Source organism: Salinimicrobium flavum (assembly GCF_042684505.1).
Classification (GTDB): domain Bacteria; phylum Bacteroidota; class Bacteroidia; order Flavobacteriales; family Flavobacteriaceae; genus Salinimicrobium; species Salinimicrobium flavum.
Genome location: NZ_JBHULT010000006.1, coordinates 971,597 through 988,378 on the forward strand (window position 1 = coordinate 971,597; position 16,782 = coordinate 988,378).

15 protein-coding genes are annotated in these 16,782 nt (G+C 43.6%); 7 read left to right on the forward strand and 8 right to left on the reverse strand.

The features are described from left to right. Positions 1-80: 80 nt before the first annotated feature. From groL to miaB, 7 genes are all read right to left on the reverse strand, one after another. Entirely contained in the window at positions 81-1,718 is a 1,638-nt protein-coding gene (gene groL, locus ACFSTG_RS07875) for a chaperonin GroEL (protein WP_380750661.1), read from the reverse strand. 94 nt (positions 1,719-1,812) lie between these two features. Next, positions 1,813-2,088: a co-chaperone GroES gene (locus ACFSTG_RS07880; protein ID WP_380750664.1), complete on the reverse strand. Its 276-nt coding sequence runs from the start codon at positions 2,086-2,088 to the stop codon at positions 1,813-1,815. Positions 2,089-2,231: 143 nt separating this feature from the next. Beyond that, positions 2,232-2,573, reverse strand: a complete 342-nt coding sequence (secG, locus tag ACFSTG_RS07885) for a preprotein translocase subunit SecG (protein WP_380750667.1) — start codon at positions 2,571-2,573, stop codon at positions 2,232-2,234. A gap of 5 nt (positions 2,574-2,578) precedes the next feature. Then, positions 2,579-3,421: a hypothetical protein gene (locus tag ACFSTG_RS07890; RefSeq protein WP_380750670.1), complete on the reverse strand. Its 843-nt coding sequence runs from the start codon at positions 3,419-3,421 to the stop codon at positions 2,579-2,581. Then, entirely contained in the window at positions 3,421-3,924 is a 504-nt protein-coding gene (gene lptE, locus ACFSTG_RS07895; RefSeq protein ID WP_380750673.1) for an LPS assembly lipoprotein LptE, read from the reverse strand. Before lptE ends, ACFSTG_RS07890 begins: the two co-directional genes overlap by 1 nt. Before the next feature lie 24 nt (positions 3,925-3,948). Beyond that, a complete protein-coding gene (locus ACFSTG_RS07900; protein WP_380750676.1) occupies positions 3,949-5,205 on the reverse strand; it encodes a sigma 54-interacting transcriptional regulator in 1,257 nt (418 codons plus the stop codon). Positions 5,206-5,272: 67 nt separating this feature from the next. After that, entirely contained in the window at positions 5,273-6,718 is a 1,446-nt protein-coding gene (miaB, locus tag ACFSTG_RS07905) for a tRNA (N6-isopentenyl adenosine(37)-C2)-methylthiotransferase MiaB (protein WP_380750680.1), read from the reverse strand. A 175-nt stretch (positions 6,719-6,893) separates the two neighbouring features. Here miaB and topA point away from each other — a divergent pair, with 175 nt between their 5' ends. From topA to ACFSTG_RS07940, 7 genes are all read left to right on the forward strand, one after another. Continuing rightward, the gene (gene topA, locus ACFSTG_RS07910) at positions 6,894-9,437 is read left to right on the forward strand and encodes a type I DNA topoisomerase (RefSeq protein WP_380750683.1); all 2,544 of its coding nucleotides are present in this window, start codon (positions 6,894-6,896) and stop codon (positions 9,435-9,437) included. A gap of 3 nt (positions 9,438-9,440) precedes the next feature. Beyond that, positions 9,441-10,601 (forward strand): formimidoylglutamase, encoded by a 1,161-nt coding sequence (locus ACFSTG_RS07915; RefSeq protein ID WP_380750686.1) that lies wholly within the window; start codon positions 9,441-9,443, stop codon positions 10,599-10,601. Between the two features lie 112 nt (positions 10,602-10,713). Beyond that, the gene (gene porK / locus ACFSTG_RS07920) at positions 10,714-12,069 is read left to right on the forward strand and encodes a T9SS ring complex lipoprotein PorK/GldK (protein WP_380750689.1); all 1,356 of its coding nucleotides are present in this window, start codon (positions 10,714-10,716) and stop codon (positions 12,067-12,069) included. 60 nt (positions 12,070-12,129) lie between these two features. Next, entirely contained in the window at positions 12,130-12,774 is a 645-nt protein-coding gene (gene porL, locus ACFSTG_RS07925) for a type IX secretion system motor protein PorL/GldL (RefSeq protein WP_380750691.1), read from the forward strand. A gap of 53 nt (positions 12,775-12,827) precedes the next feature. Continuing rightward, the gene (gene porM / locus ACFSTG_RS07930; protein ID WP_380750694.1) at positions 12,828-14,366 is read left to right on the forward strand and encodes a type IX secretion system motor protein PorM/GldM; all 1,539 of its coding nucleotides are present in this window, start codon (positions 12,828-12,830) and stop codon (positions 14,364-14,366) included. 13 nt (positions 14,367-14,379) lie between these two features. Further along, a complete protein-coding gene (gene porN / locus ACFSTG_RS07935) occupies positions 14,380-15,270 on the forward strand; it encodes a type IX secretion system ring subunit PorN/GldN (RefSeq protein ID WP_380750696.1) in 891 nt (296 codons plus the stop codon). Positions 15,271-15,340: 70 nt separating this feature from the next. Further along, on the forward strand, positions 15,341-16,399 hold the full coding sequence (locus tag ACFSTG_RS07940; RefSeq protein WP_380750699.1) for an NAD(P)/FAD-dependent oxidoreductase: 1,059 nt from the start codon (positions 15,341-15,343) through the stop codon (positions 16,397-16,399). Here ACFSTG_RS07940 and ACFSTG_RS07945 read toward each other — a convergent pair. Then, a complete protein-coding gene (locus tag ACFSTG_RS07945) occupies positions 16,389-16,781 on the reverse strand; it encodes a DUF983 domain-containing protein (protein ID WP_380750702.1) in 393 nt (130 codons plus the stop codon). The two genes, ACFSTG_RS07940 and ACFSTG_RS07945, sit on opposite strands and share 11 nt — an antisense overlap. Position 16,782 lies beyond the last annotated feature (1 nt).

Below are 16,782 nucleotides of genomic sequence, written 5' to 3' on the forward strand. Positions count from 1 at the left end.
GCTTCAGCAAAGAAGCGGGTTTTATATTCTAACTTAAGATTTGAGTATAAAAATCTCAATACTCATATCTCAATTCTATTTTACATCATTCCGGGCATACCTCCGCCCATTCCCTGTGGCATTCCGCCACCGGGGTTGTCTTCTTTGATGTCTACCAGTGAACACTCGGTAGTTAAGATCATTCCGGCAACTGAAGCAGCGTTCTCAAGCGCTACTCTGGTTACTTTCTTAGGATCGATGATACCTGCGGTCATCATGTCAACGTAAGTATCAGTTTTAGCATCATATCCGAAGTTGCCCTTTCCTTCAAGTACTTTATTGATCACTACAGAACCTTCACCACCTGCATTTTCAACGATAGTTCTAAGTGGGGCTTCAATAGCACGACTTACGATCTGGATACCGGTAGCCTCATCTGCATTCGCAGCTTCAAGGTTAGCAAGCACGGCTTTAGCGCGTACCAGGGCAACACCACCACCGGCAACGATTCCTTCCTCAACAGCCGCACGGGTTGCGTGAAGGGCATCATCAACACGATCTTTCTTTTCTTTCATTTCAACTTCTGAAGCTGCACCTACATAAAGTACCGCAACACCTCCGGCTAATTTAGCCAAACGCTCCTGAAGTTTTTCCTTGTCATAATCTGAAGTAGTAGTCTCTATCTGGGCTTTGATCTGGTTTACCCGGGCTTTGATAGCCTCGTTCTCACCGGCACCGTTTACAACAGTAGTATTGTCTTTATCAATCGCAACTTTTTCGGCAGTACCTAATTGATCGATAGTTGCATTCTCAAGAGTATACCCTCTTTCTTCAGAAATAACGGTTCCTCCTGTCAATACGGCAATATCCTCAAGCATCGCCTTTCTTCTGTCTCCAAATCCTGGTGCTTTTACCGCAGCGATCTTTAAAGAACCTCTCAGTTTGTTCACCACAAGAGTTGCAAGGGCTTCCCCGTCAACATCTTCAGCAATGATCAAAAGTGGCTTTCCGCTTTGAGCAACAGGCTCAAGTACAGGAAGCAAATCTTTCATTGAAGAGATTTTCTTGTCGTAGATAAGGATGTATGGATCTTCAAGATCTGCAGTCATTTTCTCGCTGTTGGTAACGAAGTAAGGAGAAAGGTATCCGCGGTCAAACTGCATTCCTTCTACCACATCAACATGGGTATCTGTTCCTTTAGCTTCTTCAACAGTGATCACCCCTTCTTTTCCAACTTTTCCAAAGGCCTGGGCGATCAGCTCTCCAATTTTATCGTCGTTATTGGCAGAGATAGAAGCTACCTGCTTGATCTTTTCTGAAGAGTCCCCTACCTGCTGAGTTTGCTCCTTAAGGTTGGCGGTCAAAGCTTCAACTGCTTTGTCAATTCCTCGTTTAAGGTCCATCGGGTTTGCACCCGCTGCAACGTTCTTAAGACCTTCTTTAACAATGGCCTGTGCAAGAACCGTAGCGGTGGTTGTACCGTCACCTGCAATATCATTGGTCTTGGAAGCAACTTCCTTCACCATTTGAGCACCCATGTTCTCAAGAGCATCTTCTAATTCGATCTCTTTTGCAACAGTTACACCATCCTTTGTCACTACAGGAGCTCCAAAAGATTTGCTGATGATCACATTTCGGCCTTTTGGCCCCAGTGTAACTTTTACTGCATTTGCTAATGCGTCAACTCCGCGCTTGATCCCGTCGCGGGCTTCAATGTCATATTTTATGTCTTTAGCCATTTTTAGTATTTTTTCTCCCCTAAGGGAATTAGTTAGTTGTTAAAAAATTCTGGTAAAAACCGCCGTCAGGAAAGAGGCGGTATGAACCACAGTATTATACTATGGCAAGAATATCATCCTCTCTCATGATAAGGTAATCTTTACCTTCAAGTTTAAGTTCGGTTCCCGAATATTTTCCGTAAAGCACGGTGTCGCCTACCTTGACAGTCATGTCGTGGTCTTTTTTACCGCCGCCTACTGCTACTACCTTGCCTTTTTGAGGCTTTTCTTTTGCTGTTTCGGGAATATAGATACCTGATGCTGTTTGAGTCTCAGCTGCTTCAGGCTCAACAAGTACTCTGTCTGAAAGAGGTTTAATGTTTAGTGCCATTTTACAAGTGTATTTTTAGTTAATGAATTCGTTACTGAATACCGGATAAGACGAAAATTGTGCCACTTGGAAAATGCTGACATATGGCAAAAAAAAATGCCAGCTTGTCAGAAGCCGGCATTTGATATATGGGTGTATGTTTTTTAGTTTTCTTCTCCCGGATTTTCAACAGGAGGCTGAATTGGAGCAGGTACGTTAGTTTCAACTTCTGGTTCACTACCATTGATGATCTTTGATTCTCCTACAGAACCACTGTCCATAATGGTCACGTTAGAAAGAAGGATGAGCACCAATAATAAAGTAGCAAGGGTCCAGGTACTTTTATCAAGGAAATCAGATGTTTTTTGAACTCCCCCAATTTGATTCGCACCTCCCCCAAATGCAGAAGACAGTCCTCCTCCTTTTGGATTCTGTACCATGATAACTACCACCAGCAAAAATGCAACGATTATGATAAGTGCTAAAAAGATTGTAAACGTGCTCATTATAATTAATTATTATTGTCTTGTAATTTCTCTATTGCCCGAATTTGGTCTGCAAAGAAACCACTTTTTTCGGGATTTTTCAAAATTAAAATTTTATAAGCCTGTATTGCTTTTTTATAATTTTTCTGTTCCAGGTATACCCTGGCAAGAGTCTCTGTCATTAAGGATTCAGGGCCTGCCATATTCTCCTCGGCCAGATTGATCTTCCTGGTGTTTTTTGCAGGATCTATCCGCGGATTCTTCGCAATGAATTCATTGATGAGGTCGTATTTTCTCGATTTTGGATCTTCTTGATTGCCACCGGTGCCTTCCCTCTCGATGGGTTTAGCCGTCGCTAGTTTTAACCACTCTGTAAAAGAGTGATTTTCGTTCTTGTCAAAGCGTAAGGGGCTTCCCAGCTGCAGGGAATCCTCTTTCCTGTCCTTTTCAATTTTATTCTGTTCTTTTTCAGATCTGCGGAATAATTCGGGATCAAATACCTGTTCAGATTCCCGTAACTTCATTTTCAGGGCCTGGTCCAGGGTGATATTCTCTTCTTTATCTTCCCGGTGCTCCCTATCTTTTTGTCGCTGCTCCTGTTTCCTTATCTCACTGGCGATCTGGTTCTGGTTAAATTCTTCGGAAGTGATAAAATCAAACAGCACAGCCCGGTCTGTGGTATAGGCGGCAGTTACTTTAAGTTCTTTATTGTAGTGCAGGCTATTGGCATTTTTCAATCCTTTTAAATATACCGCCCTGGCAGCCTGAAAAAAGGGATACTGGTCAATAATTTCCCTGATCGCGCCCGTCTGCCCGAAACTTATCGCAGCAGGATTTTGGAGCAGGTATGTTATTTCCTCTTTTTTCATTACCAGTTCGCAAGGGTTGCATTAAATATATCCTGGGTGATACGGGTGAAAATCTCTTCCAGTGCGGTTGCCAAAACTGCCCCTGAAAGTTGTGCATTGGCAGGATAATCATAATAGAAGGAGAACCTGCGGTCAAGATCCTTATCGGGATCCAGGGTGTTAAAGAACCGGAGCTGGACCACAATGGTCAGCCGGTTTTGTGCCGCGGTACTTTCTGCGGTGGCACTCATGGGAGCAACGTAATAATCTACGATCTCCCCTTCATAGACCAGGTCTCCGTTGTTGTCTGTAAGGTTGAGGTTGGTCTGGCTCTGTATGAGATCCTGAAGTTCCAGGGTAAAAGTTCGGTCAATGCCCGGCTCTACGATGGCTGCTGCATTCTGAAAGTAATTTACCTGGAAGGTCTGGGCGGCACCGGTATCTGCACCTGAAAACGAATAGATTCCGCAGGACTGGAAAGTCAGGAGTAACAGGCCAAAAAACAGTAAGTGGATCTTCTTCATAAATAGGTATCGAAAATAGCTTTTTTAAAGGTCGTATTGTTTGATTTTGCGATAAAGGGTGCGCTCACTAATCCCAAGTTCCTCTGCGGCAGCCTTTCTTTTGCCGTTGTGACGTTCCAGGGATTTCTTGATGAGCTCCAGTTCTTTATCCTGCAAGGAAAGGGTTTCCTCTTCCTCGATTTCTTCTGCAAAGTAATATTTATCCTGTTTATCGGGAGTATTATTCTGCGGAATTTGAAGCACTTCCAGTTGTTCGTCGGTGATCTCTTCAGGAACTACTTCCTCCTCATCATTATTTCCGTAGATCTTCTCAATAAGGCCTTCGTTCTCTTCCTTTACTTTTTCGCTGTTGTCATGCTTCATAAGCTCCAGCGTAAGTTTTTTAAGGTCATTAAGGTCGTTTTTCATATCAAAAAGCACCTTATAAAGGATCTCCCGTTCATTGCTGAAGTCGCTTTCCCTTTTCTTCTCCTCGATGACTGCAGGCAGGTTGCTCCCAATGCCCGGAAGGTATTCCCTGAGTTTTTCAGCATTGATACTTCGTTCCTGTTCCAAAACAGATATTTGTTCTGCAACGTTCCTTAACTGCCTCACGTTCCCATTCCATCGATATTTTTGAAGCAATGCAACCGCATCATCCTCCAGCCGAACGGTGGGCATTTTGTATTTCATGGCAAAATCTGCCGCAAACTTCCTGAACAATAAATGAATATCTTCCTTGCGTTCCCGCAAAGGCGGCAGGTGTATTTCAACCGTGCTTAATCTGTAATAAAGATCTTCCCTGAATTTTTCTTTTTTGATGGCCTCCGTCATATTGAGATTGGTGGCGGCAACAATACGCACATCTGTTTTTTGCACTTTTGAGGAGCCAACCTTTATAAACTCCCCGTTCTCCAGGATCCTGAGCAACCTGACCTGGGTGGTTAACGGTAGTTCCCCAACTTCGTCCAGGAAAATTGTACCCCCGTCGGCAACTTCAAAATAACCGTTTCGGGATTGAGTGGCTCCCGTAAAAGCCCCTTTTTCGTGACCAAACAACTCACTGTCAATTGTGCCTTCGGGAATGGCTCCGCAGTTCACAGCAATGTATTTACCGTGCTTGCGATGGGAAAGTGCGTGAATGATCTTTGGGATACTCTCCTTCCCAACTCCGCTCTCTCCTGTTACCAATACAGATATATCTGTAGGTGCGACCTGGATGGATTTTTCAACCGCCCGGTTCAGCTTTTCGTCATTACCCAAAATGCCGAAACGTTGTTTAATTGCCTGAATGCTTTCCATTCTTTAATTCAAGATTCAAAATTGAGAATTCAAAATTCTTTTAATGGCATTTTCTGCCAGCTGTTCACTAATTATTGCCGCTGTACTCAACCGCCTCTCCGAGAAGGGTAGCACTGGTACAGTCATTTATCTTCACATTGACGAAATCTCCCACTTTGTAGTTTTCCTTGGGAAACACTGCAACAGTGTTCTGAGTAGTTCTTCCACTCCAGTGGGCATCAGATTTTTTGGACTCTTTCTCGATCAACACCTCTACAGTTTTCCCCACGAACTGCTGAGTTCTGAAGTGACTGTGTTTCTGCTGAAGATTAACGATCTCTGTGAGACGTCTTTTCTTTACTTCTTCGGGAACATCATCTTCGAGCTTCCTTGCCGCCATGGTTCCGGGCCTTTCTGAATAAGCGAACATGAATCCGAAATCATATTTTACATACTCCATTAAAGAGAGGGTATCCTGGTGATCTTCCTCTGTTTCTGTCGGGAATCCGGTGATCATGTCCTGGGAAATGGCACACTCTGGCATCAACCTCCTGATGTTATCGATCAATTCAAAATATTCCTCACGGGTATGCAGACGGTTCATTTCTTTCAGGATCCTGTTGCTGCCGCTCTGTACCGGCAGGTGAATGTACCTGCAGATGTTAGGGTATTGTGCCATGGTCCCAATCACATCAAGGGTCATATCCTGCGGATTGGAGGTAGAGAACCTTACCCGCATTTTTGGATGTGCTTCTGCAACCAGTTTTAAAAGTCCGGAAAAATTGGTAGCTGTTGCTTTTTGAATTTCCGAAGCATTTTTAAAGTCTTTTTTCAGTCCGCCGCCATACCATAAATAACTATCCACGTTCTGTCCAAGGAGGGTTACCTCCTTAAAGCCCCGTGTTGCCAGGTCATTTATTTCTTCAAGGATGCTTTGCGGGTCGCGGCTTCTTTCCCTTCCGCGGGTAAAAGGCACGACACAAAAAGTACACATGTTATCGCAGCCACGGGTAATGGATACAAACGCCGATACCCCGTTGCTTTGCAGACGCACGGGAGAAATATCCCCGTAAGTTTCTTCTTTGGAGAGGATCACGTTCACTGCGTTACGACCTTCTTCCACCTCACTAATAAGGTTTGGCAGGTCTTTATAAGCATCGGGCCCCACAACCAGGTCCACGATCTTTTCTTCTTCCAGAAACTTTTCTTTCAGGCGTTCTGCCATGCAGCCCAGTACTCCAACCTTCATCCCCGGGTTGATCTTCTTAACGGCATTATATTTCTCCAGTCTCTTTCTTACCGTTTGTTCTGCCTTGTCACGAATAGAGCAGGTATTGATAAGGACAAGATCTGCCTCCTCGAGATTCTGGGTAGTATCAAAACCTTCCTTCGCCAGAATTGACGCCACGATCTCGCTGTCACTAAAGTTCATCTGGCAACCATAGCTCTCTATCATCAGCTTACGTGCATTGCCGGTTTTAGGTTCTGTGACCAGTGAATTTCCTTGCTGTTTCTCGTTTATTATCTTTTCCATAAATCAAAAAAGTACCTATAGGTATTTGAACGTGCAAAGATACAGATTTAGTTGGGATGTGACAAAGTGACAGGAAATAATTGTAGCCAAATTTCGGACGTTATTCGGCCATTGTGGAAAATTTAAGAGGCATATCTAAAAATTCCTATACTTTTGCAGAACAAAAATACATACTATGGCGAAGAATTTAGTGATTGTAGAGTCCCCTGCGAAAGCAAAGACCATCGAAAAGTTTTTGGGCAAAGATTACAAGGTCGCGTCCAGCTTTGGTCATATTGCAGATCTGCCCACCAAAGAACTGGGGGTAGATACCGAGGGAGATTTTACTCCTAAATATATAGTATCCAAGGATAAGAGAGATGTGGTCAAAAAGCTGAAGAGCCTGGCCAAAGATGCAGAGATGGTTTGGCTGGCCAGTGATGAGGATCGGGAAGGAGAGGCGATTGCATGGCACCTTGCTGAAGAATTACACCTGGACAAGAAAAAGACCAAACGGATCGTTTTCCACGAGATCACCAAGTCGGCCATTTTAAAAGCCATAGAAAATCCGCGTGACATTAATTACAACCTGGTGAATGCCCAACAAGCACGACGGGTACTTGATCGTCTTGTAGGTTACGAACTTTCCCCCGTGCTTTGGAGAAAAGTTAAGGGCGGTCTCTCGGCGGGAAGGGTACAGTCTGTTTCCGTTCGGCTTATTGTGGAGCGGGAGCGTGAGATCCAGAATTTCAAGCCGGAAGCTTCTTTTCGAATTGATGCTGAATTCACCAATGAACAAGGCAAGACCTTTAAAGCGAAACTTCCTAAGAATTTTGATACCAGAACAGAAGCTGAGCAGTTCTTGTCACAGAATATTGAAGCCGAATTCAAGGTAGCCGACCTTTCTACCAAGCCGGCTAAAAAATCACCCGCACCACCATTTACTACCTCGACCTTACAACAAGAGGCTGCCCGTAAATTATATTTTTCGGTGAGCAAGACCATGACCATGGCTCAACGCCTGTATGAAGCGGGACATATAACTTATATGAGAACAGACAGTGTGAACCTGTCTGAGGATGCCCGTAAAGGTGCTCAAAAAGAAATTCTGAAGGCTTACGGGGAAAAATACAGCAAAAGCAGGCAGTTTAAAGGGAAAGCTAAAGGTGCCCAGGAAGCCCACGAAGCGATTCGGCCTACCAGTTTTGCAGCTCATAGCGTAAAAGCCGATAAAGATGAACAGCGGCTTTATGAACTTATCTGGAAACGGGCGATCGCTTCCCAAATGAGTGAGGCTCAACTGGAAAGGACCAATGTAAAGATAGAGGCCAACAAGCACAAGAAACAGTTCACTGCCAATGGAGAGGTGCTCATATTTGACGGTTTTCTCAAAGTTTATCTTGAAGGAAGGGATGAGGAAGAGGAAGAATTACAGGAGCAGGAAGGAATGCTTCCGGCGCTTAGGGTGAACGAAAAGCTGGAAAACAATTACATTACGGCGACAGAGCGTTTCACCCGCCCGCCTTACAGATACACCGAGGCTTCCCTGGTAAAGAAGCTGGAAGAGCTGGGGATAGGACGACCATCTACCTACGCGCCCACGATTTCTACTATTCAAAACAGGAATTATATTGAAAAAGGTTCTGTTGATGGAACTGAGCGGGAATACCTTCAGTTTACCCTCAAAAAGAACAAACTGAGCGAGAAGAAACATACCGAAACGGTGGGAAGCGATAAAGGTAAACTTGTGCCCACTGATGTAGGGATGGTGGTAAACGATTTTCTCGTAAACCACTTCTCGACCATTTTGGATTACAACTTTACCGCCAAGGTCGAACAGGATTTCGATGATATTGCTGAAGGGAATGAGGAATGGACGAAGATGATGAAAGAGTTCTATCGTGAGTTTCACCCGCATGTAATAGATGTTGCTGAAAATGCTGAAAGGGAAGTGGGGGAACGAATTTTAGGAAAAGATCCCGAGACCGGAAAACCGGTAAGCGTGCGTCTTGGAAAATTCGGGCCTATGGTGCAAATGGGTTCTGTAGAGGACGAGGAAAAGCCGAAATTCGCCAGTCTTTCACCAGACCAGACGCTTGATTCTGTCACCTTTGAAGAGGCTATGGAGCTTTTTAAACTTCCGAAGGAACTGGGGGAATATAAAGGAGAAAAAGTAGAAGTGAACAACGGCCGATTTGGCCCATATGTGAAATTCGGGAATAAGTATGTGTCCCTGGAAAAAGGAGAGGATCCTATTGTGGTGACTCTTGACAGGGCATTGGAACTAATTAAAGAGAAAGAAAAAGCCGATGCTCCTATTTATGAATATCAGAACCTTCCGGTACAAAAAGGAGTAGGTAGATTCGGACCCTTCCTGAAGTGGAACGACATGTTCATCAATGTCAATAAAAAGTATGATTTTGATGATCTTTCCGCAGAAGATATTGAGGAACTTATTGAAGACAAACTTAGAAAGGAGCGGGAAAAAGTGATCCATAACTGGGAAGATGAAGGCATACGTGTAGAAAAAGCTCGCTGGGGACGTTCCAATATCATAAAGGGAAAGACCAAGATCGAATTGCCGAAGACGGTAGATGCAACAAAGCTGAGCCTGGCTGAAGTAAAGGACATAATAGAGAAGAAGGCGCCTAAAAAGAAAGCGACAAAGAAAAAGACGGCCACCAAAAAGACGGCGGCCAAAAAAACCACTAAAAAGACAACAGCTTCCAAAAAGAAATAATCTATGGACTTTGATTTTTTTACTCCGGTAAATGACGGGCTCATAGCTGAATTCAGATCCGGAAGAGGGCTAGGCTCCACCTTAAAGATACATGCCGAAGAAAAGGCATTCCCTGATCTCGATGATGTGAAGATCGCTCTTTTTGGAGTGAATGAGGACCGGTTGAACGAGGATAGTAATGGCGAGCCTTTCAATTTCGACGGAATAAGGAGGTCTTTTTACAGTTTGTTTCCCGGAAACTGGCATTTAACCATGGCAGACCTTGGGGACATTACACGGGGAGAGACTGTGGAAGATACTTATTATGCTGTGCAGACCACAGTGGCAGAACTTCTGAAAAAGGGAATTATTCCTGTTATTATTGGAGGGAGTCAGGATCTGGTTTACCCTCAGTACCGTGCATATGACGGGGTGGAGCAAATGGTAAACCTGGTAAACATAGATTCCCGTTTTGATCTTGGAGATGCAGATAAAACGATAAGCAACAGGTCTTATGTAGGGAAGATCGTGGTAACCAAGCCTTATAATCTTTTTAATTATTCCAATCTGGGATACCAGACCTATTTTAATTCCCAGGACGAGATAGAACTAATGGACAGGCTTTTTTTTGATGCTTACCGGTTAGGGGAAGTAACTTCAGAGATAAGTATGGTGGAGCCGGTAATGAGGGATGCCAGTCTGGTTACTGTTGATATGGGTGCAGTGAGTGCAGGGGCCCTTGGCAACTACAGGATGCCCTCACCCAACGGTTTTGACGGGAAAGAGATTTGCGCACTAGCCCGTTATGCGGGAATTAGTGATAAAGTGACTTCCTTTGGGGTGTACGAAATAAATTCTGATCTTAATTTTTCTTCCTGTAATATGTTGATCGCCCAGATCATCTGGTATTTTGTGGAAGGGGTGAATTTTAGAAAGAATGAAAATACTATTTCGGCAAAAAAGGAGTTTATAAAATATCAGGTACCGGTTGATGATGAGATCCTGATCTTTTATAAGAGCCCGGTTAGCAGTCGTTGGTGGATAGAGATCCCATTTATTACTAACAGTAATAATAAATTAAGAAGGCATACGTTATTACCTTGCACTGAGGGTGATTATAAAGATGCCTGCGATCAGGTAATTCCTGAGAGATGGTATAAAACCAAACGAAAAAACGAAATTTAACTATATTTAAACATCTGTAGCAGGCCGATTTTGCCTAAATAATTGTTTATTAGAAAATAAATAAATAGGTTTACTGCCTTCAAGCTATTATGTCCTAACTTTGAGAGATATTATGAGGAAACTTTTTTCACTTATTGCTGTAATTTCTATTCTGGCCTCGTGTGGCCGGGGTGATCAGGGGCAATTGGTAGGTGTGCAGGGTAAAAAATGGCATCCGGAGAAACCATTGGGGATGACATTGGTTCCCGGCGGTTCTTTCATTATGGGGAAATCTGATGACGATATGGCGGCCTTGAACAATGCGCCTCCAAAAACGGTAACCGTGGGTTCCTTCTATATGGACGAAACCGAGATCACGAATGCAGAATACCGGCAGTTTGTGGAATGGGTAAAAGATTCTGTTACCCGGATGAAGCTGGCCATTTTCGCTGAAGAGATCGGGGAAACCCCCGGCACCGGTGGGATTGGCGACTATGCATTTGCCGATACAGATGAGGCAGACATGACCCCTTACGAGCAGTATATGTATAATAACTATTACAGTATGGGCGGTTATGAAGGAAGAAAGATAAATAAAGATATAGACCTTATTTGGGATACCCGTGATTACCCTGATGAATATTACGCAGAGATCATGGACACCCTTTATATACCTATTGAAGAGGCCTATAACGGTCAGCGTTCTTTTGATGTGAACCATTTGAAGTTCCGTTATACCTGGATGGATGTGGGAGAGGCGGCCAGATCAGAACCGGGACGCCGAGCCGATTTCATTAAGACTGAAGAAATTAAAATATACCCAGATACTACTGTCTGGATCAAGGATTTTAACTACTCCTATAACGAGCCAATGCATAACGATTACTTCTGGCATGACGCTTATGGTGATTATCCTGTAGTTGGTGTTAACTGGAAACAGGCCCGTGCTTTTGCCCAGTGGCGTACACTGTATCACAATGCTTACCGCAAGGAAAGAGGGAAGCATAACGTAAACTCTTATAGACTGCCTACAGAGGCAGAATGGGAGTATGCTGCCCGTGGAGGATTGGAGTCTGCCTCCTATCCATGGGGTGGGCCATACACCAAAAATGACAGGGGTTGTTTTATGGCTAACTTTAAGCCATTGAGAGGGGATTATGCAGCAGATCAGGCTCTTTATACCGTAGAGGCTCAATCTTATGAGCCTAATGATTACGGACTTTACAACATGGCAGGAAACGTAGCTGAATGGGTGTTCTCATCCTATGATCCTGCTTCCTATGAGTATTCTTCATCCATGAACCCTTCGGTGAATGATGAGGAGAATATGAAAAAAGTAGTGCGCGGCGGTTCCTGGAAAGATGTGGCTTACTTCCTGCAGGTAAGTTCAAGGGATTATGAATATGCCGACACTGCGAGAAGTTATATTGGTTTCAGAACTGTACAGGATTACCTTGGTACAGATGTAACTCTTAACCAGAGACGATAAAAACCCCCTATTTTCACAACAACCAATTAAAAAAGAACAGAACCTAAATTTTTATTTATTATGGCACAAACAAAGTCAAGTAAGAAGTTAATGAACATGGTGTATGGGTTAGGTGCATCCGTAGTAATTCTCGGTGCACTTTTTAAGATCATGCACTGGCCATTCGGAAACATGATGTTGATTATAGGTTTAATTGTAGAGGCGATCGTATTTGCCGTATCTGCCTTTGAGCCTGTAGATGATGATCTCGACTGGTCGCTGGTATATCCTGAACTTGCCGGTGGTGAAATTTCTGCGAGGAACGGCGGAGTAGTGGTTAGCAACGAAGATACAGACGGAATGTTATCTAAAAAACTGGATGAGATCCTTCGTGAAGCAAAGATCGATTCTAACCTTATGAGCAGTCTTGGTGAAAGCATCAGGAACTTTGAAGGTGCCGCAAAAAGTATTACCCCAACTGTTGACGCCATGGTTTCACAAAAGAAATACAGTGAAGAGATGAGTCTTGCTGCCAATCAAATGGAGTCCCTTAACAGCATTTATAAAGTTCAGGTTGAATCTGCTGCAAGACAGGCAGAGATCAACGAAGCAGTGGCAGATAATGCCGGAAGACTTAATGAGCAAATGGAATCCCTTGCTTCCAACCTTTCTTCGTTGAACGGGGTTTATGGTGGAATGTTATCAGCAATGCACGTTAAAGCCTAATTGGTTTAAAATATAAACTGAATAGTATTAAAAACATTAAACTAAATTAGAGAATGGCTGGCGGAAAACAATCACCAAGACAAAAGATGATTAACCTGATGTACCTGGTTTTCATCGCAATGATGGCTTTAAATATGTCTAAGGAAGTTCTTACTGCCTTTGGTATGATCAATGAAAAACTTGCTGACTCCAATGCTTCTGTTTCTGAACGTAACGAAGCTGCGATGGCGGGATTGGCTGCCAAAGCTGATGAGCAACCTGCAAAATATGTGCCCCTAAAAGAAAAGGCTGAACAAATACACGACCTTACAATACAGTTCACCTCCTATATCGAGGAACAAAAACAACTGGCTTTGGAGGATGTAGGAGATGCTACAGACTATGAAACCATGGATCAATCTGCAAAGCTTGATGAGCTATTTTTTTCAAGTGGGAAACCAAGCGCCGCAGGGCGTGAATTCCTGAATGCTATTGAAACCTACCGTGAAGGTGTGGCCGGGATCATTGAAGAAGATTTCCCTGCAATAGCCGCAGAGATCAGAAGAGAATTCAGTACCGAACCTGTTGAAGACAGGGAAGGAGTGGATAAGCCGTGGCTGGAGTACAATTTCCAGGGATTCCCTTTGATCGCTTCGGTAACTAAGTTTACCCAAATGCAGGGTGACGCCAAATCTGCAGAGAACGATATTCTTTCTGCAATGCTTTCTGGTCAATTACAAAGTGAAGTATCGCTTACTAATTATGAGGCCCTTGTTATTCCTGATAAAACTGCATTTTTTAGTGGTGAGAATTTCACCGGAACTGTAGTTTTGGGAAGGGTAGATAAGACGCTCCAGTTCGATAAGGTAGTGATCAATGGAAAAGAAGTTAGCAGTACACAAGCCGGACAGGTGAAGCTCGAATTCCCTGCTGGTAATGTAGGTGAGAATGAAATTAAAGGTCAACTTCAGTTTAGAGAAGGAGATTCCATCGTAACTATTGATGTTAACAAGAGTTATAGTGTAATTCCTCGTCCAAATTCAGCAGTGATCTCTGCAGACAAAATGAATGTGGTATATCGTGGAGTAGCTAACCCTATGACGATTTCCATCCCGGGGGTTGGTAATGTATCGGCCAACGCACCAGGGCTAAGACCTGCAGGTGGAGCCGGTAATTATCTCATGGATGTTACCACACTTCAGGCTCGTGAGGTAACCATTAATGTAAGTGGAGAACTTCCCGGAGGAGACAAAGTGTCTGACAGCAAAACCTTCAGGGTAAAAGATATTCCAAGACCGGTAGGAACGGTAAGAGGGGAAGACGGTACTGTGAGAATGCAGCGTAATACCCTTGAGATCGCTACCATAGGTGCATCTTTGCCTGATTTTGATTTTGATCTTAACCTTAGGGTTACCGGCTTTAAAATTAAAGTTCCGGGACAACCTACGGTGCAGGTTAGAGGGCAGCAACTGGATGAGCGGGCTAAAGGCGCACTAAGACGTGCAGGTAGAGGTGAAATGATCCAGATCTTTGATGTGGAAGCCCAACTTGCCAATAACTCAAGTTATAAGCTTAAGCAGGTTTCTCCGGTATTTGTGGAGTTAACGAACTAAAATAAAAAGAACTATGAACTGGAACCGATTTATTGTTGGAATGTGCGGTTTGCTATTTTCGGTGACAGCTTTTGGCCAGAATAATATTTTGAACGCCAAGAGCCCCGATGATATAGGCGCACCAACGGTGGTGGAGCAGAAGTATGGAAAAGACAAACCATTGGAGTATGGTTACGTCGATGACAGGGATGTGCTTTGGGCAAAGACTACCTGGGAAGTGATAGATCTGGATGAAAGAGTGAATTTTCCTCTTTATTATCCAATTGACACCAACCAGATAGGAAGTTCAAGACGTTCCCTTTATGATGTCCTAATCGCCAACATTAAGAACGGGAAGATCCAGAACATCTATGCAGATTCTTACTTTAATGATAAACGAACCCTTAAGGATATTTCTGCAGCACTTTCAAAAGTGGATACTACAGACCTTGGGATCGAGCAGTACAATGCCGGGGAACAGATAGATCAACAGTATATCAGCAGAAGGGATATCTCCTCTGCAGATATTGCAGCATATCATGTACGCGGTTACTGGTATTTTGACAAGCGCCAGGCCGAATTAAAGTACAGGCTGCTTGGAATAGCTCCTGTTGCACCCGATGTTAACTTTATTGACGAAGGTGAACCGCAGCTGGTTGAATTGTTCTGGGTTTGGTTCCCTTCTGCAAGGGAAGTACTGAATGATGCCTATGCCTTCAACCCCGATAATACCTCCCAGAATTTCTCTTTTGATCACCTGCTGAATGCGAGGCGTTTCAATGCGACCATTTATGCAGAAGATAACGTGCAGGGTGATAGGCGTGTTGATGAATACATAAGTAACAATGCCTTTATGCAGTTGCTGGAATCAGAACGAATTAAAGAACAGATACGGGATTTTGAACAAGATATGTGGAATTATTAAACATTGTTCTGTCTAATATTAAAAAGCGCCTTTCTCACCGAAAGGCGCTTTTTCTTTTTAAATTTGCACCATGAAAGATTTTATTATTGTGGGACTGGGTCTAAGCGGTGCCAGTCTTGCATATCGGCTTGAGAAGGAAGGAAGATCCTTTATGGTTTATGATGATGAATCCCAGGAAGCTTCCAGGGTAGCGGGAGGTTTTATGAATCCTATCATTTTAAAGAGATTCACCCTTGCCTGGAAGGCTGATGAGCAGATGTCAAAAGCGGTTGACTTTTACGGCGCGATGGGTAAAGATCTCGGGAAGAACTTTCTTTCGCCTTTGGAGATCTACCGCAGGTTTTCCTCAATTGAGGAGCAGAATAACTGGTTTACCGCAGCCGATAATCCCCGGGTTGCGCCTTACCTGGACCTCAATCTGGTGAAGACGGTGAATCCTCATATCCCCTCAAAGTTTTCCTTCGGAAAAGTTCTGAACACCAAAAGGATCGATCCAAGGGATCTGCTGGAATCCTATGCTGCTCACCTGGCAAAAAAAGGGCTTTTGATCAACGAATCTTTTGACCATGACGCACTTGGGATTTCTGAGGATCATGTGGAATACAAGGGTATAAAATCCCGGAATATTATCTTTTGTGAAGGTTTTGGATTGCTGAACAATCCATACTTTGGTTACCTTCCGTTAAAAGGAAATAAAGGAGAATATATCATAATTAAAGCCCGGGATCTGGACCTGGAAGTAGGAGTTAAATCTTCAGTTTTTATTTTTCCGGCAGGAGAAGACCTGTATGCCGTAGGGGCCACCTACAGCAATACCGATAAAACGCCGGGTCCCACCACTGCTGCCCGGGAGGAACTTATAGAAAAGCTGCGTGACCTAATAGATGTTGATTTTGAAGTAGTGCATCAGGTAGCGGGATTGCGACCTTCTACGATAGACCGCAGGCCTTTGGTGGGGAAACATCCCGATCATGAAAATTTATATTGTTGTAATGGCTTCGGAAGCAGGGGAATCTTACTGGCTCCCATGATCTCTGAAGAGCTTCTTAACTTAATTGATACAGGAGAGGAGCTTTCACCTGAAATCGATCTGGCCAGGTTTACCAAAAAATGGTACTCTAAAGTTTAGGTTTAGCCTTTGTTTTATCATAGCTGAAGAAGAAATTCACCCAAATATTCCTGCTCCATCTTATTATTACCGGCAGGAAAACAATAAGTGTTATCACGATCACTATAAAGGTGGGAAGCAATTCAAGGCCCAGCATCCACCATGCAATGACAAAAGCAGCTACTGCAAAGGCAATACCCAGGGCATAGCTTACATACATAGCCCCAAAAAAGAAAGAAGGCTCCATTTTGTACTTGGTATTGCAGTTGGAACACCGCTCGTACATATCGAATAATCTGGAGATCTTATACGGGTTAGGTTCTTTATACATGCTCTCTTCCTGGCAAACGGGGCAGGTGCCTGTGAGAATGCTGTATAGTTTGCTGCCTTTCAAGAATGTCATG